General features: G+C 60.3%; 18 protein-coding genes. 8 read left to right on the top strand and 10 right to left on the bottom strand.

The annotated features are described in order from the left end of the window. Positions 1-285: 285 nt before the first annotated feature. Entirely contained in the window at positions 286-1551 is a 1266-nt protein-coding gene (locus tag ACEN42_RS38655; RefSeq protein WP_371884377.1) for an IS256 family transposase, read from the bottom strand. A 378-nt stretch (positions 1552-1929) separates the two neighbouring features. Next, positions 1930-2964, bottom strand: coding sequence for an IS110 family transposase (locus ACEN42_RS38650; RefSeq protein WP_371884376.1), 1035 nt, complete (start codon positions 2962-2964; stop codon positions 1930-1932). Between the two features lie 1328 nt (positions 2965-4292). Between ACEN42_RS38650 and ACEN42_RS38645 the strand changes: the two genes are divergently transcribed. Both ACEN42_RS38645 and ACEN42_RS38640 read left to right on the top strand, forming a co-directional pair. Next, positions 4293-5978, top strand: a complete 1686-nt coding sequence (locus ACEN42_RS38645) for a peptidoglycan D,D-transpeptidase FtsI family protein (protein WP_371884375.1) — start codon at positions 4293-4295, stop codon at positions 5976-5978. Between the two features lie 95 nt (positions 5979-6073). Then, the gene (locus tag ACEN42_RS38640; protein ID WP_371884374.1) at positions 6074-6451 is read left to right on the top strand and encodes a hypothetical protein; all 378 of its coding nucleotides are present in this window, start codon (positions 6074-6076) and stop codon (positions 6449-6451) included. Positions 6452-6661: 210 nt separating this feature from the next. Here the strand turns inward: ACEN42_RS38640 and ACEN42_RS38635 are convergent, their stop codons facing one another. The 7 genes from ACEN42_RS38635 to ACEN42_RS38605 are packed head-to-tail and all read right to left on the bottom strand — an operon-like array spanning position 6662 to position 15572. Beyond that, positions 6662-8440 carry a glycoside hydrolase family 15 protein gene (locus tag ACEN42_RS38635; RefSeq protein WP_371884373.1) on the bottom strand — a complete coding sequence of 593 codons (1779 nt, stop codon included), beginning with the start codon at positions 8438-8440 and terminating at the stop codon, positions 6662-6664. A 1-nt stretch (position 8441) separates the two neighbouring features. Continuing rightward, on the bottom strand, positions 8442-9434 hold the full coding sequence (locus ACEN42_RS38630) for an SDR family oxidoreductase (RefSeq protein ID WP_371884372.1): 993 nt from the start codon (positions 9432-9434) through the stop codon (positions 8442-8444). 12 nt (positions 9435-9446) lie between these two features. Beyond that, complete coding sequence (locus tag ACEN42_RS38625) at positions 9447-11093, bottom strand: GMC family oxidoreductase (protein ID WP_371884371.1); 1647 nt, start codon at positions 11091-11093, stop codon at positions 9447-9449. Further along, positions 11083-11730 carry a gluconate 2-dehydrogenase subunit 3 family protein gene (locus ACEN42_RS38620; protein WP_371884370.1) on the bottom strand — a complete coding sequence of 216 codons (648 nt, stop codon included), beginning with the start codon at positions 11728-11730 and terminating at the stop codon, positions 11083-11085. Before ACEN42_RS38620 ends, ACEN42_RS38625 begins: the two co-directional genes overlap by 11 nt. Next, positions 11727-12632 carry a hypothetical protein gene (locus ACEN42_RS38615; protein WP_371884369.1) on the bottom strand — a complete coding sequence of 302 codons (906 nt, stop codon included), beginning with the start codon at positions 12630-12632 and terminating at the stop codon, positions 11727-11729. The genes ACEN42_RS38620 and ACEN42_RS38615 overlap by 4 nt, the downstream gene beginning before the upstream one ends. Positions 12633-12650: 18 nt before the next feature. Beyond that, complete coding sequence (locus tag ACEN42_RS38610; RefSeq protein WP_371884368.1) at positions 12651-13757, bottom strand: enolase C-terminal domain-like protein; 1107 nt, start codon at positions 13755-13757, stop codon at positions 12651-12653. A gap of 18 nt (positions 13758-13775) precedes the next feature. Continuing rightward, positions 13776-15572, bottom strand: coding sequence for a thiamine pyrophosphate-requiring protein (locus ACEN42_RS38605; RefSeq protein ID WP_371884367.1), 1797 nt, complete (start codon positions 15570-15572; stop codon positions 13776-13778). Positions 15573-15912: 340 nt separating this feature from the next. Here ACEN42_RS38605 and ACEN42_RS38600 point away from each other — a divergent pair, with 340 nt between their 5' ends. Continuing rightward, the gene (locus ACEN42_RS38600; RefSeq protein WP_371884366.1) at positions 15913-17226 is read left to right on the top strand and encodes a chloride channel protein; all 1314 of its coding nucleotides are present in this window, start codon (positions 15913-15915) and stop codon (positions 17224-17226) included. Between the two features lie 48 nt (positions 17227-17274). Here the strand turns inward: ACEN42_RS38600 and ACEN42_RS38595 are convergent, their stop codons facing one another. Beyond that, positions 17275-17703, bottom strand: a complete 429-nt coding sequence (locus ACEN42_RS38595) for a MarR family winged helix-turn-helix transcriptional regulator (protein WP_371884365.1) — start codon at positions 17701-17703, stop codon at positions 17275-17277. A 293-nt stretch (positions 17704-17996) separates the two neighbouring features. On the opposite strand from ACEN42_RS38595, the gene ACEN42_RS38590 reads away from it, so the two are divergent. The 5 genes from ACEN42_RS38590 (at position 17997) to ACEN42_RS38570 (ending at position 24142) form a co-directional block, all read left to right on the top strand. Next, complete coding sequence (locus ACEN42_RS38590; protein WP_371884364.1) at positions 17997-18656, top strand: DUF4396 domain-containing protein; 660 nt, start codon at positions 17997-17999, stop codon at positions 18654-18656. Then, positions 18653-19720 carry a cytochrome c oxidase subunit II gene (gene coxB / locus ACEN42_RS38585; RefSeq protein WP_371884363.1) on the top strand — a complete coding sequence of 356 codons (1068 nt, stop codon included), beginning with the start codon at positions 18653-18655 and terminating at the stop codon, positions 19718-19720. The genes ACEN42_RS38590 and coxB overlap by 4 nt, the downstream gene beginning before the upstream one ends. A 9-nt stretch (positions 19721-19729) precedes the next feature. Beyond that, entirely contained in the window at positions 19730-22330 is a 2601-nt protein-coding gene (ctaD, locus tag ACEN42_RS38580; protein WP_371884362.1) for a cytochrome c oxidase subunit I, read from the top strand. After that, complete coding sequence (locus ACEN42_RS38575) at positions 22330-22806, top strand: hypothetical protein (protein WP_371884361.1); 477 nt, start codon at positions 22330-22332, stop codon at positions 22804-22806. Before ctaD ends, ACEN42_RS38575 begins: the two co-directional genes overlap by 1 nt. A gap of 127 nt (positions 22807-22933) precedes the next feature. Then, positions 22934-24142 (top strand): cytochrome c, encoded by a 1209-nt coding sequence (locus ACEN42_RS38570; RefSeq protein ID WP_371884665.1) that lies wholly within the window; start codon positions 22934-22936, stop codon positions 24140-24142. Positions 24143-24642 lie beyond the last annotated feature (500 nt).

Genomic DNA, 24642 nt, shown 5'->3' with positions numbered 1-24642 from the left:
CGTAACTACCAGCAGGAGACTACAGCCGATTGCTAAGGCGATCATAACGTGATGGCGAGACAGGTCAGACCGTGGTCGGGAAACTCTGAGTACACCAGTGTGCGTAAAGCACGCAAGTCTGATGAGAGTCCGACCAGCGCATTCCATCAGGGACCGCCGGCCTCGCGCCGGACAGCGAAGTCCGGATGCATGGCCGCAATCATTACCTTCTCTCCGTTACAAGTGAGCGCTTGGCAAGCCGGGGGCGTCCATGCATGGTGTATGAGCGGTTGATGAACGGCGACGTCAGGCGGCGAGTTTCTGCTGACCGGGTTGATCGTCTTGCACCGGTTCGCCGTCCTTGAAGGCAATGCCTTCCAGCAACAGCGTGATCTGTTCGGGGCCGTTGATGCGCCGCCATGTTTTCTCAGCTTCCTCGATCAGCTTGAATGCTAGACCCAGGAAGGTTGGTCGCGACACGCAGTTGCGCGTGCGCGTAGTACGGTGGCGCACGGTCGCGAACGTCGACTCGATCGCATTTGTCGTTCGCAAATGCTGCCAGTGGTCGGCCGGGAAGTCATAGAAAGCAAGCAGGCTTTCGCGATCCTTCTTCAACGTCTCAGTAGCCTTCGGATACTTTGCCGCATAGATCGTCACGAACCGATCGAAGGCGGCATGCGCGTCGGCGCGCGTCGCGGCCATCCATATTGCTTGCAGATCTGCTTTAGCTTTGCCTTGCTGTGACTTCGGCAGCGCGTTCAGGACGTTGCCCATCTTGTGGAACCAACAGCGCTGGCCTCGCGTCGCGGGAAACACTTCCTCCAGTGCGGCCCAGAAGCCCATCGCGCCATCGCCAATGGCCAGCAGCGGACCAGCCTGCAGGCCTCGCGATTTCAGGTCGAGCAGCAACTCCTGCCACGACGCCTTCGACTCCCGATACCCATCGCCGATCGCCACACGCTCCTTGCGCCCATCCGGCTTCACGCCGATGATCACCAGCAGGCATTGCCCGTCCGAATTATCGCTTCGCAGCCCGGTGTGAATACCATCGACCCAACAGTACACGTAGCGCGACTTCGACAGATCACGCCGACTCCAGTTCGTATGTTCGTCGGCCCACTGGGCCTTCAGGCGACTCACCACATTCGCCGACAAACCCTTTGCATCCTCGCCCAGCAGCACGCCCAACGCCTCACTCATGTCGCCCGTTGAGATGCCTTTCAGATAAAGCCACGGCAACGCGGCACTCACACGCGGCGACTTGCGCACATACGGTGGCACGATCGATGAATTGAACTTCACGCCTGACCCTGAACGATCGCGAACCTTGGGGACCTTCACCGCAATCGGGCCGGCTGCCGTCAATACCTCCCGCTCCGGCAAATAGCCATTGCGCACGACCGCGCGTTGTCCGTGCAACGTCTTGACGTTTTCGAACCGCTCCAGCAGCGCCTGCAGCTCTGCTTCGATCGCCTGTTGAATCACCTGACGGGCTCCGTGACGGACCAATTCGTCCAGACCCAGACCGCTTTCTGATAGACCGATAACCGCTTTTTCCGTAAACTTGCTCATGGTGGATGGTTTGTTGTTTGCTGGTTTCCGACTTCGACAATCAGATTCTCAGCTAAAACCTCCACCGCCTTCAATCGCCCGCCTCAACTCCCCTGTACACCATGCATGGACGCCCCCGGCTTGCCAAGCGCTCACTTGTAACGGAGAGAAGGTAATGATTGCGGCCATGCATCCGGACTTCGCTGTCCGGCGCGAGGCCGGCGGTCCCTGATGGAATGCGCTGGTCGGACTCTCATCAGACTTGCGTGCTTTACGCACACTGGTGTACTCAGAGTTTCCCGACCACGGTCTGACCTGTCTCGCCATCACGTTATGATCGCCTTAGCAATCGGCTGTAGTCTCCTGCTGGTAGTTACGCGGTGAACATGCGGCTAACGGTTACGCGGTTGCGGCAGGCGCTTGGTAATCAGGGTGAAACTCGCGGTCGTGGACCAATAACGCCCAGACGATCCGCGCGTTCTTGTTCGCGAGCGCGACCGCCGCGACATTCGCGTTTCGCCGCTGCAGCAGGTCATGTAGCCAGCCGTTCTTGCACTCCTTGCGTTTGGCAACCTGCAGCAGGGAGCGTGCGCCGTGAATCAGCAATGTTCGCAGGTAGGTATCACCGCGCTTACTGATGCCCAGCAGCAGGTTCTTGCCGCCGCTGGAGTTCTGCCGGGGCACCAGACCGAGCCATGCCGCAAGTTGCCGGCCGCTCCCGAAGCTCTTTGCGTCGCCGACAGATGCGACGAGCGCGCTCGCGGTAAGAGGCCCGATGCCGGGGACGCGCGCCAGCCGTCGACTCGCTTCATCACTGCGGTGCCAGGCCTGAATCTGCGCCTCGAGCTCCCGGACCTGCCTGTCAAGCTCCTTCAAATGGTCCATGAGGCGCTGGATGAGCAATCGAAACGAGCCAGTGAGCTCCTTTTCTGCGTCTTCGATCAGTTCGGGTACCTGACGCTCGAGATACCCGATTCCCTTGGGAACGACGAGCCCGAATTCGGCGAGTAGTCCGCGAACCTGATTGGCCTGCGCAGTGCGCGCCCGCACAAAGCCCTGGCGCACGCGATGCAGCGACAACACCGACTGCTGCTCGATGCTCTTGACCGGCACGAAACGCATGTTCGGCCGTGCAACTGCCTCGCAGATTGCTTCGGCATCTGCCGCGTCATTCTTATTTGTCTTTACGTACGGTTTGACAAACTGCGGCGCGATCAGTCGCACCGTATGGCCCATCGCCTGGAGCTTGCGAGCCCAATAATGAGCGCTGGCGCATGCTTCCATCCCGATCACGCAGGCTGGAAGATTGGCGAAGAACTCCGCAACGTGATTCCGTTTGAGCACCTTCTTCAGCACCGTCCGGCCATGCTCATTTACACCATGAACGGCAAAAACGTTCTTCGCCAAATCGATGCCAACTGTCGTAATCTTCATGATGGACGCTCCCCTCGTTCAAGTGGTTGCTTCGACACTTCCACTTTGGCACATTGATGCCGCCTCGGGTGGGGGCGTCCATTCCATTAGATCCGAGCATATCTCGGAGCGCTGCAATCAATCCCACGGCGCAACAGCGCGCTTCACCGCCGGCGGACGCTGGCGACGTCAACCGACGCTGGTGGCTTTAGAAAAACTCAATCAAACGCACCTCCCGGGTCGAGCTCCGGCAGGCGGATTCGGCTTTTCACGCCAACCTTAACAACTCGCGCATTCAATCCGCCGGGCCGTTCAACCTTCTCGACGGCTACGCATCTGCAACCTTCCATAGGCAGGCAAGTTTTGATTCGCGCGAGAAATGAGCCGTGGGCAAATTTCGGGCCCTCATCAACTAAGACCCGCCGTGAAGTGCACGAGCAGTTCACGGCAGGTGCTCACATGGATCCGATTGCCTCCGCCATTAATGCTCTCAGCATCTTGCCATCGTTCACGTTGGACGGCATACAGAAGTTGGGGTCCCGAGCGTTGTGCTAGAGGTCGGGAACTCGAGCGCCAAATCGTTGCTGCGCGTGAGGACGAAGTTCGAACCTCATCGCTTTCATGCCGGATTCGTCGCGTGCGTGTGGGACGAAACTTTGCCACGACAGCGTACGAGTTGGGAACGCGTCGCTCTCGTCACGAGAGGGAAGTTAGATGCGTTTATGGCACAATATGCCAATTCCGGAGCTGGTCTCCTTGATGGGGATCTGCCCGTTTCGACCAGCGTGTCGCTTCACCGAGATCAGTTCGGCTACACGGTGGCTTCGCTCGGCGGGGTGCAATTGGTCTGGATCTGAGAGTCTACGCACGGCTGATCGAAGCCATCCATGCCCGACCATTTCGGCACATACCCAATGAGGCCTGTCGGAGGTCCGATTTGAGTGGGCGTAGTGCGCAAGAGGACGTTTGGACGAAATTGGTACGAGGCAGTCAGGCCGCCGGGATGTTGCCCGAGCATGACTGAACAGAATCTTCAACCGGGACGAGAATAATCAAGGGTGGGGCACTCGTGTCGTCTTATATCGCACTGTCGTTGGTCTTGAAACACTGCGTGGAAGCCCGCGCGTCCCCGGTTACGAGGCGCTAGCACATCGCACGGCAACGCATCGTTGCGCAATGTGTGGCGAAAAAATCTCTCTCTCAAGGTATCAGACGGCAGATCATTTCAAGCTTGTTGCTTCCTAGATATGAGAACGTCCAGAAAATTTGTGCGCCTGTCAAGACACACACTTGATCCGCATACGCCTGCGCGCTGGCGATCGCGCGCGCTCAGCGGCGGATTTTCCGTGTTGTTTGTCGCGCTGATCGCGCGTGCTTTCTGGGTACAAGGCATCAACGATGCGTTTTACCGCCAACAAGGCGAGTTGCGGCAGGTGCGCGATTGGCCATTGCATGCTTCCCGCGGTCGAATCCTAGATCGTAACGGCTTGGCGCTCGCCATCAGCAGCCCGACGTCTTCGCTGTGCGTGGATGCATCCGGCACCGACGACCGGATTTCGCGACAGCAGACCGACGCGCTTGCACGACTTGTTGACGTGGAACCGGCCACGATCGAACAGATCTACGCTGCACATCGCGGATTCGCCTATCTAAAGCGCGAAGTCCCGCCTGATGTCGCTGAACGCGCACTACGCCTTAGCATTTCGGGGCTCTTCACGCAGGACGACTATAGACGCTCGTATCCGGAAGGGGAGATTGCCGCACAGGTCACCGGATTCACGGGCAGTAATGGTAGCGGCCAAGAAGGCATGGAGCGTTTCGCCGAAGGCTGGCTGCGAGGCGCGGACGGCCATCGGCGGGTGCTTCGCAATGCGCACGGACAAGTGATTGACACGCTCGCCATTCAAGCGCCTCGCAACGGCCGCGATCTGACACTTTCGATCGACCGTTCAATGCAATATGCTGCGTTCGATGCCTTGCGCGACGCGGTGAGCCGATCGCATGCGAAGTCGGGTTCGGCCATCGTCCTTGATGCGCATACCGGCGAGGTTCTCGCGATGGCCAACTGGCCAAGCTACGATCCGAATCAGCACGACGGGCGAAGCGGCATGGGAGTGCGCAATCGCGCGGTTGCAGACATCTTCGAGCCGGGATCGGTGATGAAACCCTTAACTATTGCCCTCGCGTTGCAGCGAGGACAGATTGCGCCCGACACGATTGTTCCTACCGATGGCGGAAGACTGCGACTCGACGGTCGAACCATTCACGACGATAAAAACTTCGGCACACTGACCGCGGCAGGGGTCGTTCAAAAGTCGAGCAATGTGGGCACCACTAAGATCGCGTTGCTACTTTCGGCTGCCGACATGTATGAAAACTTTCGGGCTTTGGGGCTTGGTCACGCGCCCCGGGCGGGTCTGCCCAGCGCGGCGGCAGGACGGGTGCGCCCTTATCGCCACTGGCGTCGGATCGAGCAGGCGACAATGGCCTACGGATACGGGCTTTCTGCGTCCCTGCTGCAGCTCGCACAAGCCTATACGAGCTTTGCAAACGACGGGCGTATTGCGCCCGCCACGATCTATCGTCGCGATCCCGCACTAGCTATGTCCGGGCGACGCGTGTATTCAGCGCGAGTCGCGCGCGAAGTCCGCGGGATGATGGAGAGCGTTGTATCGCGCGACGGTACTGCGCCGCAGGCTGCCGTTCCTGGCTACACTGTGGCGGGCAAGACTGGCACCGCATACAAATGGACGACAAAGGGCTACGACCATCAGCAATATCGCGCCTCGTTTATCGGCATCGTGCCCGCTAAGCGGCCGCGAGTGGTGATTGCGGTGTCGATTGACCGGCCGATGCGGGGATCGCATTTCGGTGGTGCCGTTGCGGGGCCGCCATTTGTCGCTATCGCAACGCAAGCGATGCAAACTTTAAATGTCGCGCCAGACAAGACTAGCGAGACGAAAGCGGAAGCCCCTGTGCCGATGGACCCTCAGGGTGCAAAGCAAGATGGTGAACACACGGTAGGAAGCACCTAAGATGTCACTGAGCGAGCGACATGATGCGGTGTCGCTGGGCATGATTGCTGGACTCATGGAAACTGAACTGTCCAACTTGTTCTTCGTTACGACACATGCATATTCGAATTTCGCAAAAAATCCAAGCAATGGAACCGAGAACGCGCACGCTGTTTGCGTTGCTATTTCTTGTCAGTTCAGCGAGCACGCATGCCGAGCCTTGCAGCGAAGCGCATAGAGTGCGCATTGTCGGTGATGCGCCTGCCGCGATCAGTTACGACATCTTCAAGGAAAGTCGCCCCGTCGACGCAGGCAATCTGGCATCGTTCATCGCTGCGCAGCAGGTCAAAATGCTTCGCAATGGAACGGCGGCATGTATCGTTTCCGACGACGGTGTCACAGATCCGACCGCCCTTTTGATTCGAGTACCCAACGAGCCGGTGAACTATTGGGTGAGGAACTGGAACGTTGAGTCGGTCGGCGTCGCGAAGTAGAGACCGTGACGATGCGGAAGCGGACGACTTTGATTGCGTACATTGCAACCTGCGTTGCCAAAGAGATTGAGATGCACCGGGATTTTATGCGTCGCGCGCTTGCTTCCGATGGACAGGCAGTCGATCGGAAGCGAGCATTGCGGGGGCCGTAATAGGGCCCAAAGCTTCGGACTTTGCCGTTGGGCGCGAGCCACTTTGTTCAGTCGTTTTTCAGCCACCACCTCTTTGGAGAGTCGGCCCACACAGGCCGAGTGCGGTGTTGATGACGGCCAGATGTGTGAGCACCTGTGGAAAGTTTCCGGCGAGTCGCTCGCTCAGGACGTGATATTGCTCCGAAAGGAGCCCGAGATCGTTCGCGACAGAAAGTACGCGTTCGAACTGCTCTCTGGCTTCGGTTGTGCGGCCCTGCATTTGAAGACAGTCGGCCATCCAGCACGAGCACGCGAGGAACGCGCCCTCGTCCGGGCCATTGGGAGTCTTCCGGTGCCGGCGTATCAACCCCTGATCGCTCAGGTCGCGGCGAATCCTGTCTATCGTCGACGCCATTCGGGGTTCGTTAGCCGGAAGGAAGCCAACAAGCGGCATCAAAAGCAGACTTGCATCCAGCTCTTCGCCCCCATAGTATTGGGTGAAGGTTCCGCGTCCCTCGTTCCAGCCTTCGCGAAGTATCTCAGCGTGGATGGTTTCACGCAATGCGGCGAGCCGGGCAGTGGTCTCGGAGTCTATGATTTCGGACGCGGATTGGCGCGTAATGAACCGATCTAACGCGACCCATGCCATTACTTTTGAGTAGGTGTAATGTCGTGGCTTTGAGCGCGATTCCCAGATGCCCGAACCGGGCGTGTTCCAGACGGTCTCGAGGTGTTCAACGATGCGCCGCTGTACGACATCATCCTGTCTTTCAGCCGGCAATCCCGCGCGTCGGGCTAGGGCAAGGCAATCGATGACTTCGCCAAGCACATCGATCTGGTGCTGACTGGCGGCCGCGTTGCCGACGCGAACGGGGCTTGCATAACGAAAACCCTGCAGCCAGTCGATGTTCCATTCGCGCACATGTCGCCCGCCGTCGACCCGATACATGACCCGGATGTGTTCTGGTGCCCCGGCAATTGTCCGCAACACCCAATTGCGCCAAGCACACGCTTCCTCGTCAAAGCCGGCGTTCAGCAGCGCTACCATTGCGAAACTTGTATCGCGCAGCCAGCTGTACCGGTAGTCCCAATTGAGTTCGCCCCCGGGCGCTTCGGGTAGCGAGGTAGTCGGCGCGGCAACGATCGCGCCCGTGCTATGGTGAGTCAACGCGTTCAGTGTGAGAAGCGAACGTCTTACGGCCCTCGGCCACTCGGTTCGCGTGTTGTCGAACTTGCCGATCCAACGGCGCCAAAATGTTTGAGTGTCGAAAAGCGCGGATTCCGCGTTGACGGGGCTCGGTAGCGGCCCATACGAGTCGCCGTAGCTCAGCACGAAAGCGATGCGAGCACCGGCTACGACATCGAAGACGGCTTGAACGCTGTCGTCGACCATTGACAGCTGCACACCGGTACGAAGGAGCACGCGGTCGGGGCCAATGCAAGCCTGCAGGAGGCCGTCAATTTGCTCGGTCCATGGCGAAAGGCGGCCATAGTCGAAGCGCAGCCTCAGGATGGAGCGCATCGTGACGGTTCCCCGCAACCCGACGACGAGGCGCACCACCGAGCTTGGAAGATCGCCGACCGGCATGAAATCGATGATGCGTACTTGACCGCCGCACGTTTCAAAATCGGTTTCGACGATCACGGTGTCGTCCTGGTAGCGGCGGTCCTGCCCGACCACCGCTTCGTGCGGAGCAAGTGACCAGCATCCATTTTCGGGCGTTCCCAGGAGCGCGGCGAAGCACGCGTCAGCGTCGAAACGTGGCCAGCAAAGCCAGTCGATCGATCCGTCGCGGCTTAGCAAGGCCGCCGTCTTGCCGTCGCCAAGCAGGGCGTAGTCTTCGATCTGACGGCTCATCTCACGAGCCCTTGCGCCTCATGAGGGCCGCCAGACCCAGGGCACCGACGCAGGCGAGCGACCAGAACATCGTCCGATGGCGGTCGGTGAACATTTCCCAACTGCGCGGCTTTGCCTGGTCATCGAAGCGGCCGTGCGCGCTGAATTCTCCCGGTACCGGCTCGAACAGATTGCTAGGCGCGTCCGGCCCCAAAGGCTCATCGGTCAGTTGGCCACTGTAACCGGTTCGTGCAAGGTAATGATCGATCAGCGCAGGTGCGACGCGGTTCGCAAGGATTGCTTTGACCGTCGGAAAGCCCACCCAGACCTCGCGCCGGCGGTGCGTCGCGGCGAAATAGATGGCGCGTGCGGCGACTTCGGGCTGAAAGATCGGTGCAACCGGTCGAGCACGCTTGCCCATCTTGTTGAGCGCCCAGTCGAACTGCGGCGTATTCACGGCGGGAAGATTCACCATCGTCAGATGAACATCGAGCTTGTCATGGATGATCTCCGAGCGCAATGAATCCGTAAAGCCGCGAATGGCGAACTTGGCGCCGCAATAAGCAGACTGCAGCGGTACCGACCGATACCCCAAAGCGGAGCCGACATTGACGATCGTCCCTCGATTGCGCCCACGCATGCGCGAGAGCGCTGCCATCATGCCATGCACTTGTCCGAGATAAGTGACCTTGGTAGCGCGTTCGATTTCCGCAGGAGTCAGCTCGGAGACCGGGGCGAACGCCGTCGCCATTGCGACGTTCGCCCATACATCGATCGGACCGAGCGTCTCTTCCACCTGCGTCGCGGCGGCCTCGACGGCACCCGCATCGGCGACATCGGTCGGAATGGGAAGCGTGCGCACCCCATAGGCGGCGCTGAGTTCGCTGGAAGCGCGGTCGAGCCGTGCGGAATCGCGCGACAGGAGCGCGACATCGTAACCATGACGGGCGAACTGTTCGGCGGCGGCACGTCCGACCCCCGCGCCAGCTCCCGTGACGACAACCACTTTGTTCATAGGGGCCTCATATCAAAGCTCGCCGCGCGCCGCAAGCGCTTCGATGCGATCGGCGGTGCGCAGCGCGATGGCCTGAATGGTCAGCGACGGATTCACGCCGCCGACCGTCGGAAACACAGAGCCGTCGCAGATCCACAGATTGTCGATGTCCCAGCTTCGGCAATTCGCATTCACGACACTTTTCGCCGGATCGTCGCCCATGCGCGCGGTCCCGTTCAGATGACACGTGTCGTCGGTTTCGCGCCAGACATCGCGCGCGCCCGCGGCTTCGAGCGCACGGCTCATGAAGTCTAGTGAATGGGCGACAAGGCGCTTGTCGTTATCGCACAGCGAATACGTGACGCGCGCGATGGGCAGGCCGTACTGATCCTTTTCATCCGCGAGCGTGACGCGGTTCTTCTCTTGCGGCATGGTTTCGCCGACGATCTTCAGGCCCGCCTGGTGGTTGTACTTCTGCATCTCGTCGAGTAAGGCCTGGCCCCAGAGTCCGCGTCCGTTCTGCGTCGCGGACCACGCGATCGGCAGCGGACCCTGACTCATGTAGCAATAGCCGCCGAAGAAATCCTTGCCCTTGTCCTCGTAATTCCAGTGCTCGGTCATCGCGAGCGACGGCGGTCCTTTGTACCAGCGGATTTCTTCGTCCATGGTGCCCCACGCGGCCTGATTGGTCTGCACCATCAAATTCGTCCCGACGAGGCCGGAGCTGTTGGCGAGACCATCGGGATAACGATCCGTCGCGGACATCAGCAACAGACGCGGCGTTTCGATCGCGTAGCCCGCGACGACGACATTGCGCGCGCGCTGAAAGCGCCAGCGTCCTTCGCGGAAATATTCGACGCCTGTCGCGCGTCCATCGTCGCCCATGACGACGCGGCCGACCATCGCGAGATCGCGAATCTCCGCGCCCGCGCGCACGGCGCGTGGTATCCACGTGACGAGCGCGCTTTGCTTCGCGTTGGTCGCGCAGCCCGACACGCAGAATCCGCGATACACACACGGATGCGCCTCGCCGCGCGGCGCGGAAACGGTGGCGAGCGGCGTCGGCGTCCAGTCGATGCCGAGCGCTTCGCAGCCGCGCGCGAGCACGAGCGCCGCCGCGTTCAGTTCATGCGCGCGATACGGATAACGCGGCCGCTTCGGTCCCCACGGATAGTTGACCGGGCCGGAGATCTTCAACGCGTTCTCGACTTCGCCGTAGTAGCGCCACATCTCGCGCCAGTCGAGCGGCCAGTCCGCGCCATAGCCGAGCAACGTTCTCGACTTGAACCATTCGGGGCGAAAGCGCAGCGACACCATCGCGAAGTGCACGGTGCTTCCGCCGACCGCCTTGCCGCTGTTGTTGTTGCCGAGCTTGAGCGGGTTGTCGCCGTCGCAGATGCGCTCGTCGGTCCAGAAGAGTTTCGATTGATGCGTCTCGTCCGATGCGAACTCTTCGAGCGGACGCCACCACGCGCCCGCATCGAATCCGACGACGCTGAAGCCTTTTTCCGCGAGCCGGCATGCAAGCGTGCCACCGCCCGCACCCGTGCCGACGATCGCGAAATCGACTGCTTTGTTTTCGTCGTATTGACGCATCGGCAGCCAGGCGCCCTTGTGGAAGACGTCGGGCGCGCGTCCGTGCTTGCCGCGTGGGACCTGCTGGGCGTCGTCATCGGACACGGCGGTTCTCCTTCTGCGCTTCCTGTTCGTGGCCGGGCGCGGCTTCGGCGGCTTCCCACGGATCGCGTCGATCGAAAACCATACGCACGTAGCCGCGCGGATTCGCCGGCCCACCGAAGCCGATCTCGCTCCATGCATGTGGATGCGAGTAGTACGCGCCGCAGATATCGTGGAGCACGCGTTCCTTGAAGAAGAGATCGGGCGGCATGCGTTGCCATGCTTCGTCGTGTATCTTGCCGTGCTGCATGTCTTGCACGAGTGCGTGCCGAGCGTTCACGTCGATGCTCGCGAACGGCAAGCCATCATGACGCGCGCGACTCTCCGCATCGAGCGCGGCAAGACCGATGCGCCACGCATCGGGCATCGAAGGAAGGCGGGCATCGCGGTAACCGTCGCCAACGCCTTTCATCAGCTTCGCGTCGAGCAATTCGGGCAAGGGCACCGGCTCGCGCGTGACGTCTTGCGGCACGATGCATTCGCACAGCGCGCACATGGCTTTCCATTGCACGGCATCGAAGAAGCGCGGTTCTTTCGGCGTCGCGAGACGTTCGTCGATGACTTCGCGCGTGACGTCGTCCCACGAAGGCGTATCGCGCTTCATCAATACGTCGTAGCCGGGATAACGAGGCAGCGTCATCGTTCCGTCTCCCGCAAGCGCAAAGCAGCGAGGCCCGCAAGCGCGAGCGCCGAAAAACTCGGCGGCGCAGGCAAGGGCGGTCCGTTGAAAAGATTCTGGCTCCAGTTGCGCCAGCCGCCCTGGTTGCGCGCAATGCCGCGCGCATGGAAGCCCACGCCGATGAAACCGAGCGCCGTCGTCATGCGCAGCCAGAGGCGCGTGAACCAGCGCGGACGCGGCGCGCCAATCGCGGTATTGACGAGCAACGCGGAAGCGATCGGTGGAATGACGATGGGCGCATACATCGCCGGATTCTGGAACGAGCCACGAAAATGCAGCAGCGCGACTTCACCGAGCGTGCCGACGAGTCCCGCGCTCGTCAGCAGCGCGAGCGACTGACCGGCCGGCATGCCGAACAAGCGCGGCTCGTGGCGCGGCTCATCACGCAGTCTTTCGGCAACAGCGCCGAGCGCGCCCGACAGCAGCAACGCCATTGGCGCACCGATCGGCGCGGCATAGAAGAGGTTGTGCCAGCTCCATCGGCCGGGGCGCTTGGTAATGTTGTAGAGATGAAACGCCGTGCCCGCGACGCCCGCGAGCGCCGCGCCGACATACACCGAATCGCGTACGCGATGACGCTGCGGATCATGATCGCGTCCGCCGTGCAGACCCGCCAGCAACGACAACGCGGAAACGACGAGTGGCGTATACATCGCGGGGTTGTCGAACGAGCCGCGATAGTGCTCCATCGCGCTGTCCGCGAGCACGGAAAGCGCGAGCAGCGCCGAACTCCGATTGAACGTGCGTGCAGTGTCGATATGCGTGTGCACCGACGTCTCATGCTTCGCTCTGTTCTTCCCGATCAAAATCGCGCCCACGGCGGCGATACCGCATGCAATCGCGATGTTTCCTGTCGTTTTCATCGATGCTTCCGTGGTTGTTCACACCGCATAACGTTGCGCGTCCGCATGCTTGAAATCGAGGCCGCAGCCGGGCCGCGACAAGTCCGGCACGATTGTTCCATCGATCGCGCGCGGGGCGCCGTCGAAGAGCATCTGTTCGATGCGGACGTGATCGTGAAACCATTCCTGATGCCTCAGGCGAGGCGTGGCGCACGCGACGTGCAGATGCATCGCGGGCGCGCAATGCGCGGAGAGCGGGACATGGAACGCATCGCACAGCGCCGCGACGCGCAGAAAGCCGGTGATGCCGCCGCAACGCGTGACATCGGCCTGGAGAACATCGACGGCTTCGTTGGCGAGCAGCGAGCGGAAGTCGTCGAGCGTATAGCCGTATTCGCCCGCCGCGAGTTCCATGTGCGCGGGCAACGCGTTTCGTATCGATGCAAGCCCGGTGATGTCATCGGATGAGACCGGCTCTTCGAGCCACGTCACGTCCTCATGCGCGAACACTTGCGCATAATGAAGCGCGTCTTTTCGATCGAGTGCGCCGTTCGCATCGACGAAAAGCCCTGCGTCATCGCCGATCGCTTCACGCGCGACGCGCACGCGATGCGGATCGCGTTCCGGGTCGCTGCCGATCTTGATCTTGACCCAGCGGCATCCGTTTTCGTGGACCCAGTGCGCGAGCTGATCGCGCATTTCGTCGTCGCTGTAAGTCGTGAAGCCGCCGCTGCCATAGAGCGGCACGCGCGTACGCATGACGCCGAGCAGGCGCGCGAGCGGCATGTCGAGCAGGCGCGCCTTCACGTCCCAGAGTGCACAGTCGAGCGCGGAAATCGCGGTGGCCGCGAGACCGGAACGGCCAACGTTGCGCACGCGCTGTTGCAGGCGCAACCATAGCGTGTCGATGTTCCACGCATCCTCGCCGATGAGCACTGGCGCGAGCGTCGCGTCGATCAGCTTCGCGGCGCTCGCATCCGTGTACGTGTAGCCGATGCCCGTCTTGCCCGCCGCGACGCTCTCGACGATGACGAGCGTCGTCGAGTTCCATGCGAACGTGCCGTCCGCTTCGGGCTTGTCGGTCGGAATGGTGTAGGCGCGCGTTCGAATCGATTCGATCGGCGCCTCGCGCTTGGAAAGGTGCATGGCGGCCCGGTTCGTGCGTTACTTGTCCTTGTGGCCCGGCAATACGGCGCCAAGCACTTGTTTCGCCGTATCGACGATCACGTTCCCCTGGCTCGGATCGCCTTTCATGAGCGTGGTCGCGAAAGCCTTCGCCTGCTGGAGCGTGATGTGCGGCGGCAGCGGCGGCACGTTCGGGTCGGCCTTCACTTCGATCACGACCGGACGATCGGCGGCCAGCGCTTCGTCCCACACGGCGGCCATGCGCTCGGCGTCATCGACATAGAAGCCCTTCAGCCCGATCAAATCCGCAAACTTGTGATAAGGCACCGATGGAATGTCCTGCGACGCTTCGAACTTTGGATCGCCTTCCATCACGCGCTGCTCCCACGTGACCTGATTCAGATCCTCGTTATTGAGCACCATGCAGATCCAGCGCGGATCGGACCATTGCTTCCAGTACTTCGCGACCGTGATGAGTTCGGCCATGTTGTTCATCTGCATCGCGCCATCGCCGACGAGCGCGATCACGGGCCGCTCGGGATGCGCGAACTTTGCCGCGATCGCGTACGGCACGGCGGCGCCCATCGATGCCAGGCCGCCCGAAAGCGAGCACATCATGCCGCGCTTCACCTTCAGATCGCGTGCATACCAGTTCGCGACCGATCCCGAATCGCTCGTGACGATCGCGTTCGCGGGCACGCGCGGCGACAGTTCCCACACCGTGCGTTGCGGATTGACACCTGCTTTCGCCGGCTCTATCGCGCGCTTTTCGAGCTTCTTCCACCAGTCTTCGATCCAGCCACCGATGTCCTTGCGCCACGCGGCATCCGTCTTCTGTTGCAGCAAGGGCAGGAGCGCGCGCAAGGTCTCGGCGCTGTCGCCGACGAGATTCGCTTCCATCGGATAACGGATTGACAGCATGTCCGCTTTCAGGTCGATCTGCACGCCGCGCGCGGCGCCTTCCTTCGGCAGAAACTCGGCGTAGGGAAAGCCCGAGCCGATCATGAGCAGCGTGTCGCATTCGTTCATCATCTTGTAGCTCGGTTCGGTGCCGAGAAGGCCGATGGAGCCTGTGACGAAGGGCAGATCGTCGGGCAAAGCGGCCTTGCCGAGCAGCGCCTTCGCGACGCCCGCGCCGAGCTTGTCGGCGACAGCGATGACTTCATCGGTTGCTTCCAATGCGCCCGCGCCGACGAGAATTGCGACCTTCTTGCCGGCGTTGAGGACATCGGCGGCGCGTTGCAAATCGTCGGCATAAGGCACGATCTTCGGCGCACGATAACCCACGCCCGAATGCAGCGTGCCGTGCTTGCGGCCCGGCGGCTCGTATTCGAGATCCTGAAGATCGTTGGGCAGAATAAGCGCGGTCACCTTGCGCTCCGAGAGCGCGATGCGAACTGCGCGATCGACGAGATGGCGAATCTGCGACGGCACGCTCGCCTGTTGCACGAAGGCGCCGGCGACATCCTTGAACATGGCGGGCAGATCGACTTCCTGCTGATAGTGACCGCCCAGAGCGGCACGGGCTTGCTGCCCAGCGATAGCGAGCACGGGCATGTGATCGAGGCGCGCATCGTAGAGACCGGTGATCAGATGCGCCGCACCCGGCCCCGACGTAGCGATGCACACGCCGAGTTCGCCGGTGAATTTCGCATGTGCGGACGCCATGAAGGCGGCCATCTCTTCGTGGCGTGCCTGAATGAATTCGATTTTGCCTTTGGCGCGATTGAGCGCGCCGAACACGCCGTTGATGCCGTCACCGGGATAACCGTAGATGCGGCGTACGCCCCAGGCATGCAAACGGTCAACGAGGAAGTCGCCTACAGTCGCGGCCATCGCTTTCTCCAGAATTTGGTCTTGTGACGTGCCTGTGCCTGCATACCGCTGGGCGAGCTTGGGCAACCGGTCCCAACTACGCAATACCTATGCCGCTGCAAGAGCTTGCGTGACCCTGCCTTTCCCATGCCGGGAAGGGCGCTGAGCCCCTGAGCACTCATCCGATTGGGCTGGCGCGTCGAGCGTCCAAGTGTTTGTAATGCCTTTTGCAAATCTTCCAAATATTTGTAACTTAGGCATGATGTGACATGTTTAATCGTCGCCCGGAAATCGAAAGCTATGTGTCGGGCGCGGGCTGTTTGTGTCACAATCTGCGCAGAATCTCACACCGTAGATCTCAATGAAATTTCCGCGCTGGATCGACCGTAAAACCATACTGCACGGCAGGCGACTCTGGCTTCACTACGGGGTGTTCTGGCTCGGTGCGGTAGCGACGGGACTGCTCGCCGTGCTGTATGCGCGTGTAATTGATTTCGGCTACGAAACTTTCCTGCGCTATACGCAGCAGTTTTGGTGGTTGCCGCTCGTGCTAACGCCAACGGTGGCTGCTGCGGGCGTCTGGATCACGCGCAGATGGTTTCAAGGCGCGGAGGGCAGCGGGATTCCCCAGGTGATCGCCACACTTCACGGGGGGCATGAGATGGGCCCGCGTCTGTTGAATCTTCGGATTCTCATCGGCAAGATCGCCGTGTCGTTTCTTTCGATTTTGGGCGGCCTGACGATCGGACGGGAGGGGCCGACTATCCACGTGGGTGCTTCACTGATGTTCACGCTGCGCTGCCTCTATCCGGCCCGCCTGCGACGCATGGGCGGAGCGAGCTTAGAGCGTAGACTGGCGCTCGCAGGTGCCGCCGCGGGACTCTCCGCGGCATTCAATGCACCGCTGGCAGGCGTTGTCTTCGCCATCGAAGAACTCACGCGCAGCTTCGAGCAGCGCACCAGCGGCGTCTTGATCACGGCAATCATTTTTGCCGGTATCGTATCCCTCGGCCTGCAGGGGAACTATACCTATTTCGGCTCGATCGATGTGGGCAGCCACTTTCCAGACCTGCTGGCCGCGGCGGTAGTTCTCATTGGTGTGCTCGCCGGTGTCCTGGGCGGCGTCTTCTGTTGGCTCTTGCTCAACACTCGCCGGTGGATGCCGGAGGCTCTCCTTGGCTGGCGTGCGAGGCACCCCGTGCTTTTTGGAGGTCTTTGCGGGCTGGTCATTGCCGTCATCGGCGTCGTAACTGCGAACCATACCTTCGGCAGTGGCTACGCGGAAGCACGCGGCATGCTGGAAGGGCGGGTGCAGTTAGGCGTTGAGTATCCGATCCTCAAAATGGTGTCGATGATCGGTTCCTACCTGCCCGGCGCTCCGGGCGGACTCTTTGCCCCGTCCCTCGCGATCGGCGCCGGCATCGGTAACGCACTGCATCTGCTCTTCGGAGAGATGCAACTGCCGATGCTGGTCGCTCTGGGTATGGTGGGCTATCTAGCTGCGGTCACGCAGAGCCCGATCACTGCATTTATTATCGTCATTGAGATGATCAATGGGCACGCACTGGTGATTTCTCTGATGGCGACTGCATTGATATCGAGCCAAGTTTCGAAATTTTTTGCTCCGCCACTTTATGAAGCACTGGCTCAAAGATACGAGTCAGCAGGCCGATGATGCCGAAGAGGCTGAGGTTGGCCAAGGCGCACTGAGCGGCGAGCGCGCCTATCCGTGCGCCTCGACGCTGCTGGCAAGCCAGCCGAAGGCACGGTACTCCGCGAAATGCAAGGAGGCCAGTTCCAAGAGGCAGCGTTCGCCTTTCGGTGTCAGATGAACTTCCACCAGTCGACGGTCAGCTTCACCGGGCTTGCGAACCACAAGTCCCGCTGCCTCGCATCGATTGACCAAGGCGGCGGTGCCGTTTGGCGCAGCCTGAAGGCGTTCGGCAAGCTCACCAACGGTCGCCCAGCTCTTTCCCGGTATGCCCTGCACGTGGAGTAGCAGTTGATACTGGAGCGGCGTAATGCCGGCTGCGTGGGTGATTTCCTCGGAGTATCGAAGGAACTTCCGGAGCTGATACCGGAAATTGGACATCGACTCCAAATCCTTTTTTGTGAGCAGGCCGCCCTGAGCGCGACTCTTTCGTTGATTCATGAAGGTAAATCTCGTTTCGAGACAATCGACACATTGGCTCCGATCATTCAACTGGCGACATGGTAGCAGAGGCCGAACCGTTATTGAGCAAACTGTCACCTGGCGAGTAAAAGTAGCAGGATGTGACGTATTAGGCCGTCGGCTTGCACCGAAGTCGCGCTGGCTCGCTGTGGCTCCCCAAGCTACGTCGCGGAACAGTGCTTGCTGTACTTTTGCAACCCTGAGGGCGGACCTTTCAGGGTGCGCAGGGAAAAGCGAGCGTTGGAAGACCTACGCATCACGGAGAATCCACGATGCCAACATATGGATCGCCCGCCGCGGTGTCGATATGGCTTGCGCTATCCGCGCTCTCGGCCATTATCGTTGCTTTCGATGTATGGTTGGGCGGACACCGGCAGCCGATGGTCATTATGTCCGTCGTTTGGCCGTTGACGATGCTCTACTGGGGTCCCGTTGGTTTGATCTTTTATTTTTGGTTTGGACGGTCAGCGTCGGGCGCTGACAAGTCCGAACCTCCGATGTGGCAGGCCACCTTTCTCGGTGCGACCCACTGTGGCGCCGGATGCGCCTTGGGAGATTTCATCGGGGAATGGCTAGCGTTTGGGTTTGGAGTGACCATTGCCGGATCCGCTCTAGCTGGGAAACTGACCCTGGCCTTCGTTCTCGCCTACCTGCTTGGCATCGCTTTCCAGTACTTTTCCATCGCACCGATGCGTAGCCTAGGACTGCGCGACGGGATCGTTGCGGCTGTCAAGGCCGACACGCTGTCCTTGCTCGCCTATGAGATCGGTATGTTCGGCTGCATGATTGCGTTCTCGGAATGGGCCGCGCCGTTGCAGCCGACGAGCGCTGCGTATTGGGTGCGGATGCAGGTGGCGATGGTCGCAGGTTTCGTCACGACGTATCCGGTCAACTACTGGCTCATTACACGTGGCGTAAAGGAGAAAATGTGAGCTGCGCACCTCGCTTCGCCGCTTGGTTCACCCGCTGCGGCCTGGCGCTGACGATTGCATCGGTCCAGGCCGAAGCACGGGCAGGGTCCGACGCGTCGGCGAGCGTGGCGACGTCCCTTGCCGGTGCACAAACGCCGCTCGCGTATTTCCTTCACAGCAAAGGTCCTGCAACCGAGCCGGTCCTTTATCTTGGGTGGGTACTCGCCGCAATCTGCATTGCGGTATGCGCGATTATCGCCGTCATGCTGATCATCGGGATGTTTCGGCGCCGTAAGCCTGAGGATCCAAGGGCGCTCAGCGCCGGGGGAGGCACGAGCTTTGTCTATATTGGCACGGCTGTTTCCACGGTCGCCCTTCTGGGTATCGCAGTGTATATGCTCGTCGTGCTTGCGCGGGTCGCTGAGCCACCGAGCGAACCTGCGATGACGATTACCGTCACGGCATACGACTGGTGGTGGAAGGTCGACTACGGCGATGGCCCAACTCACTTCTCGACGGCGAACGAACTGCATATTCCGGTGGGCGTGCCGGTGCTCGTCTTGCTGAAAAGCGCAGACGTCATTCACGCCTTCTGGGTGCCAGACTTATCGGGCAAGACACAAGCCATACCCGGCGTAATCAATCGCCAGTGGATACAGGCTGACCGCGCCGGCGTCTTCCGCGGGCAATGTACGCAGTATTGCGGCGTCCAACATGCGCACATGGCCTTTGAAGTCTACGCCCAGCCTCAGGCGGATTTTGAGCGATGGACGGCGGCGCAGCGAATGCCGCCTTCCGCCCCGATCAGTGCCCAAGCGGTGAGGGGCGCAAAGCTGTTCGAGAAGCGCTGCGCGGGCTGCCATACAGTTCGTGGCACCGGCGCTACTGGTGTGCAAGCACCCGATCTTACCCATGTGCTCTCCCGCCGATTGCTTGCGGCCGGCACGGTCGTTAATTCGCCGGAGAGCTTGATGGACTGGGTCCAACACGTTCAGGAAATCAAGCCGGGGGCGCTTATGCCCGACATGAAGCTTTCGCCTGCCGAGGCGGGCGATCTTTCGGCCTATCTCGCTACTCTTAGGTAAGGAACAACGATGTCCGCGACGAGTGATCACAACGTGGTGCAGTCGGGGCAGGTGGCTTTCCGACGAGAACCGGAATACGGCAGCGTGCCCGAAGATTCAGACGCGGAAAAACGCCTGCACGAAATATGGGAAGGGGAGGCCGGCTGGCGCGGCTTTCTTACGACGGTGGACCACAAGAAGATCGGCTTACGCTACATCGTCACAGCGTTCGCCTTCCTCCTCATCGGCGGGGTCGAGGCCTTGCTGATGCGCCTTCAACTGGCACGACCGAACGAGACGCTCCTATCCCCAGAACAGTACGCGCAACTGTTCACCATGCACGGCGTGACAATGATATTTCTTTACGCCTTGCCGGTGCTGAGCGGCTTCGCTAACTTCCTCTGGCCGCTCATGCTCGGTTCGCGTGACATGGCGTTCCCGCGCCTGAACGCGCTGTCCTACTGGTTGTTTCTGTTTGCGGGACTCTTCCTCTATTGCAGCTTCCCGTTCGGCGAGGCGCCGAATGCGGGTTGGTTCAATTACGTACCGTTCTCCTCGCTCGAATATAACCGGGGACCCAATATCGATGTTTACTCGCTCGGCATGGTCCTGCTGGGCATATCGACGACCGTAGGCGCGGTGAACTTCGTGGTTACGCTATTTCGCATGCGTGCGGTCGGCATGTCAGTGGATCGTCTGCCCATCATCGTGTGGGGAACGCTCACAATCTCGTTTGCCAATCTGTTCGCCGTGCCGTCTGTGAGCCTTGCGTTTCTCCTGCTGTGGATGGATCGTAATGTAGGCACCCACTTCTTCGACGTCGCCGCCGACGGCCGACCGCTCCTTTGGCAGCACTTGTTCTGGATGTTCGCGCACCCATGGGTGTACGTGGTCGTGCTGCCAGCGATGGGCATCGTCTCCGACGCATTGCCGACTTTTTGCAGGCGTCCGCTGGTTGCCTACGCCGCGGTGGCGATGTCAACGGTCGCCACGATGATTATCGGGTTTGAGGTGTGGATTCACCACATGTTTGCGACAGGCATCGCGCCGCTCGCACTGGCCTTTTTCGGCGCGGCGAGCGTGCTTATCTCGATTCCGAGTGCGGTGGCGGTGTTCGCATGGATCGCGACAATATGGATGGGGCGTCCTGTCTTCACAGTTCCTTTTCTCTACTTCGCAAGTTTCGTCCTGATGTTCGTTCTGGGTGGTGTTTCCGGCGTGATGACCGCCGCCGTGCCGCTTGACTGGCAACTGAACGAAACGTACTTCATCGTCGCGCACTTGCACTACGTTTTGCTCGGGATCAATGTCTTTCCCGTGCTCGGTGGCATTACGTACTGGTTCCCCAAGTTTACGGGTCGCCTCATGAATGAGCGGCTTGGGAAGATCGCCTTTTGGATCGTCTTCATTGGCTTTAACGTCGGCTTTTTTCCGATGCACATATCGGGTTTGCTTGGCATGCCCCGACGCGTTTATACCTATCCAGAAGGAATGGGCTGGGACACATCGAATCTCATCACGACCATCGGCTCGTTTCTGCTCGGTATAGGCATCGTACTTTTTGCCATCAATGCGTTGCTCTCATCCCGCCGCGGAAGGAAAGCGCCGCCTAATCCTTGGGACGCCCCGGGTCTTGAGTGGTCCGTCGCATCGCCGCCGCCGCCGTATAACTTCGCGGTGCTGCCCGTCATCGAATCACGCCATCCCATGTGGGAAGATCGCATTCGGCCAACTGGACGGCGTTCGCGATTGAAGGAGGGTTATCTGCTGCATCACGGCCGGGAAGCATTGGGCGTCCATCCATTCAGCGGCGCGCCGGACGTAATCTTGAAGATGCCGGATGACGCATGGTCTCCTTTCTTCCTTGGCGTCTTTGCCGCGTTCATGTTTCTCGCGTTGCTGCTGCGTTCGCCTTCATTCACGATCATCTCTTTCGCCGCTAGCGGCGCGACGCTGATTGCATGGATGTGGCCGCGGCGGTCATTAGCGCAGCGCGAACCGCCCACACCAAAACAGGTGACTGCGGCCGCAAGTCCGCGAAAGGATGATGCACTTCCCGTCGGCAGCGCCGGCGAACATTCCGGCGGATGGTGGGGTGTCCTCGCGCTGGTGGCCACGGAGGCAAGCCTCTTCGGTTATCTCCTCTTTAGTTACTTTTACTCGCAATCTCAAACGCAGCTGCCATGGCCTCCCGAAGGCATGCCGAAGGTCGGCGTTGGCGCAGTGAGTACGAGCGTGCTTATCTTGAGCAGCGTGTTTGCCTGGTTGTCCGAGCGCACGTTAAAAAACAACAAGAGATGGAGGGCCTTCACATGGATGCTGGTCGCAATCGCACTCGGGTGTCTTTTCATCGGCATACAACTGAAGGAATGGCACGACCATCCGTATGGATTGACTGCGCACCTCTACGGTTCGCTGTACTTCACCATCACCGGCTTTCACTTGGCGCACGTTCTAGTGGGGCTGGTGATCCTGATTCTGCTTGCAATTTGGATTGCATTGGGTTACTTCGACCAAGCGCGCAATGCGCCCATGCGCATCGGCGGCCTGTATTGGCACTTCGTCGACGTGGTGTGGCTGTTCATCTTCACCGCGCTCTACGTGACGCCTTTTTGGCTCAGGGGTCAGTGATGCAAACCCGCGTCCCCACTGATGAAGGACTGACACAGGCGGAAAAACGCCGGCTTTGGATTTATGCCGGTGCTGGATTCTTCATCTCACCGGGTGCGTGGCTTTTGCAGGTCATCGTTTCTGAGACCGTTTCAGCGCAGACGTGCGATGCAACGACGACGCCTCTGCGATCGCCCGGTGTCTCCCACATGCACGCATGGCTATATGCCACATCGGCGCTGGCGCTTGGGATTTCGATCGTTTGCGCGGCGCTCTCCACGTACGGGTTCGCTCTCCTGCGCGCAAGGCACAAACGTATCAGAGAGCAGGGCGGTCCTCACGAACTGAACGAGCAGCCGCCGCGCGAACACGAGGAGATTAGTCGGAAACGGTTCATCGCCCTATGCAGCACCTTGATCGGGTGTGGCTTTGTGGTGGGACTGGTGTTCACGATCCTTGCGGAAGTGTTCCTCGATTCTTGCAGTCAATGGCACTGATATGAACGCGCCGAGAAGCTTAAAGCCGACCATCCTCCTGCTGATGCTTGTAGCGGCACTCGTCCTTGGCGCGTGCAGTGGAAGCGCTGATGATCATCTGCCGACCGACGTTACTGCACAGTCGCCCATGACGGGCGATCCAACGCTCATTGCGCGTGGCGAATATCTGGCAAAGGCGGGCGACTGCAGTGCGTGCCATGACGCGGCTGACCACACACCGCTGGGCGGGGGCATGCCCGTGGACTCGCCTTTCGGCCCAATCTATGCGAGTAACGTAACGCCTGATCCCACGTTCGGTATCGGCCGCTACTCGTTGAAGGAGTTTTCCGATGCCCTGCGCTACGGCAAGCGCCGCGACGGAAAGCGCCTTTATCCAGCAATGCCATACGCGTCATTCGCCAAGATGACCGACGCTGACGTGACGGCGCTGTATGCGTACCTGATGCATGGCGTGACACCTACAGCGAAACGCGCGCCGCAGACGCACTTGCCGTTTCCGTTCAACCAACGCTGGGGTATGTTGTTCTGGACCTTCGCTTTCGGTAACCGCGATCAGTTTTCGCCAGATCCCAAACGAAGTGCTCAATGGAATCGCGGCGCGTACTTAGTCCAAGGGCTTGGGCATTGCGGCGCCTGCCACACTCCGCGCGGTCCGGCCTATAACGAGCTCGGCTATAGCGAGAGGTCGCCGTTATACTTGACCGGTGGGGTAGTCGACCATTGGTTAGCACCTAACCTCACTGGTGATCGGGGCAGCGGGCTGGGGCGGTGGTCGCGGCAAGACATCGTCAATTTCTTACACACGGGACACGGCGCTGGCGCGATCGCGTTCGGCGCGATGGCACCCGCCGTGGAGGATAGTACGCAGTATCTTACCGATTCGGACCTGAACGCCATTGGCGAGTATCTCAAATCGCTGCCCGCGCACCAAACGTATGGTGCCTACGACAACGACGCGCATGCAAGGGTACAAACCGCGCGCAGCCTGGAGACCGGGGAAAATGAACGGCATGGCGCAGGAATATACCTGTCATTCTGCGCCCGTTGCCACCATGCCGACGGGCGAGGCGAACCAGGGAAGGTGGCGGCTTTGGCCGGCAATCCCCTCGTGCTGGCTGAAGATCCGACCTCAATCATGCGCATAGTCATTGAAGGCAGTAAGAGCCCTGTCACCGAAACAGGCCCCGCGCCGAAAAAAATGCCTGGTTTCCATCATCAACTGACGTCTCGCGAGATTGCCGAGGTGGTCAGCTTTGTCCGAAGCACCTGGGGAAACCATGCGGCGCCGGTCTCCGACCGACAGGTCGAGCGGCTTCGCGCGAAGATTCATAAATAGCCGGCTCGCTTCGGGAAGTTGCGCGCCGCGGTCTTGCGCGCAACGCTCAAGAAGTAAATCCTCGAAACCAATCAAGAACCCTTGGCTGATCCATTTCCTGCCGAGAATCGCCCGAAACGCGGTAAAACAGGTTCGGTCGCAAGAAGGCGCGCGTGCCGTGGACCGCAGTTGACGGTTCGACGTTTTGCCTTCCGCGCCGCACATTCGGAATGGTCTCCAGAGATGCTCGAACGTGCAAGCGGAGACAGCATCCTCGCATTCCGCGCCCCTCGGGGCTCCGACCGTATCGGCGCATTCTTGTTATTGATTGACCTTACGAGAGGAGAGCTATTCTTTGCTTTTGTAAAACAGTCTTGGTTAATGTAGAAATGTCACAGTGTGATACAAATGTGGGGCAGCGGCGACTTTTGCAACATATCGGAATCGCTCGACTGGGTTTCGCGACCCGGCCGTAATGTTGTCACGTGGAAAGGCTATGGCACACCCTATGCGGCACTCTT

This window comes from Caballeronia sp. S22 (assembly GCF_964261745.1).
GTDB lineage: Bacteria > Pseudomonadota > Gammaproteobacteria > Burkholderiales > Burkholderiaceae > Caballeronia > Caballeronia jiangsuensis.
This window is presented reverse-complemented; position numbering and strand designations above follow the sequence as displayed.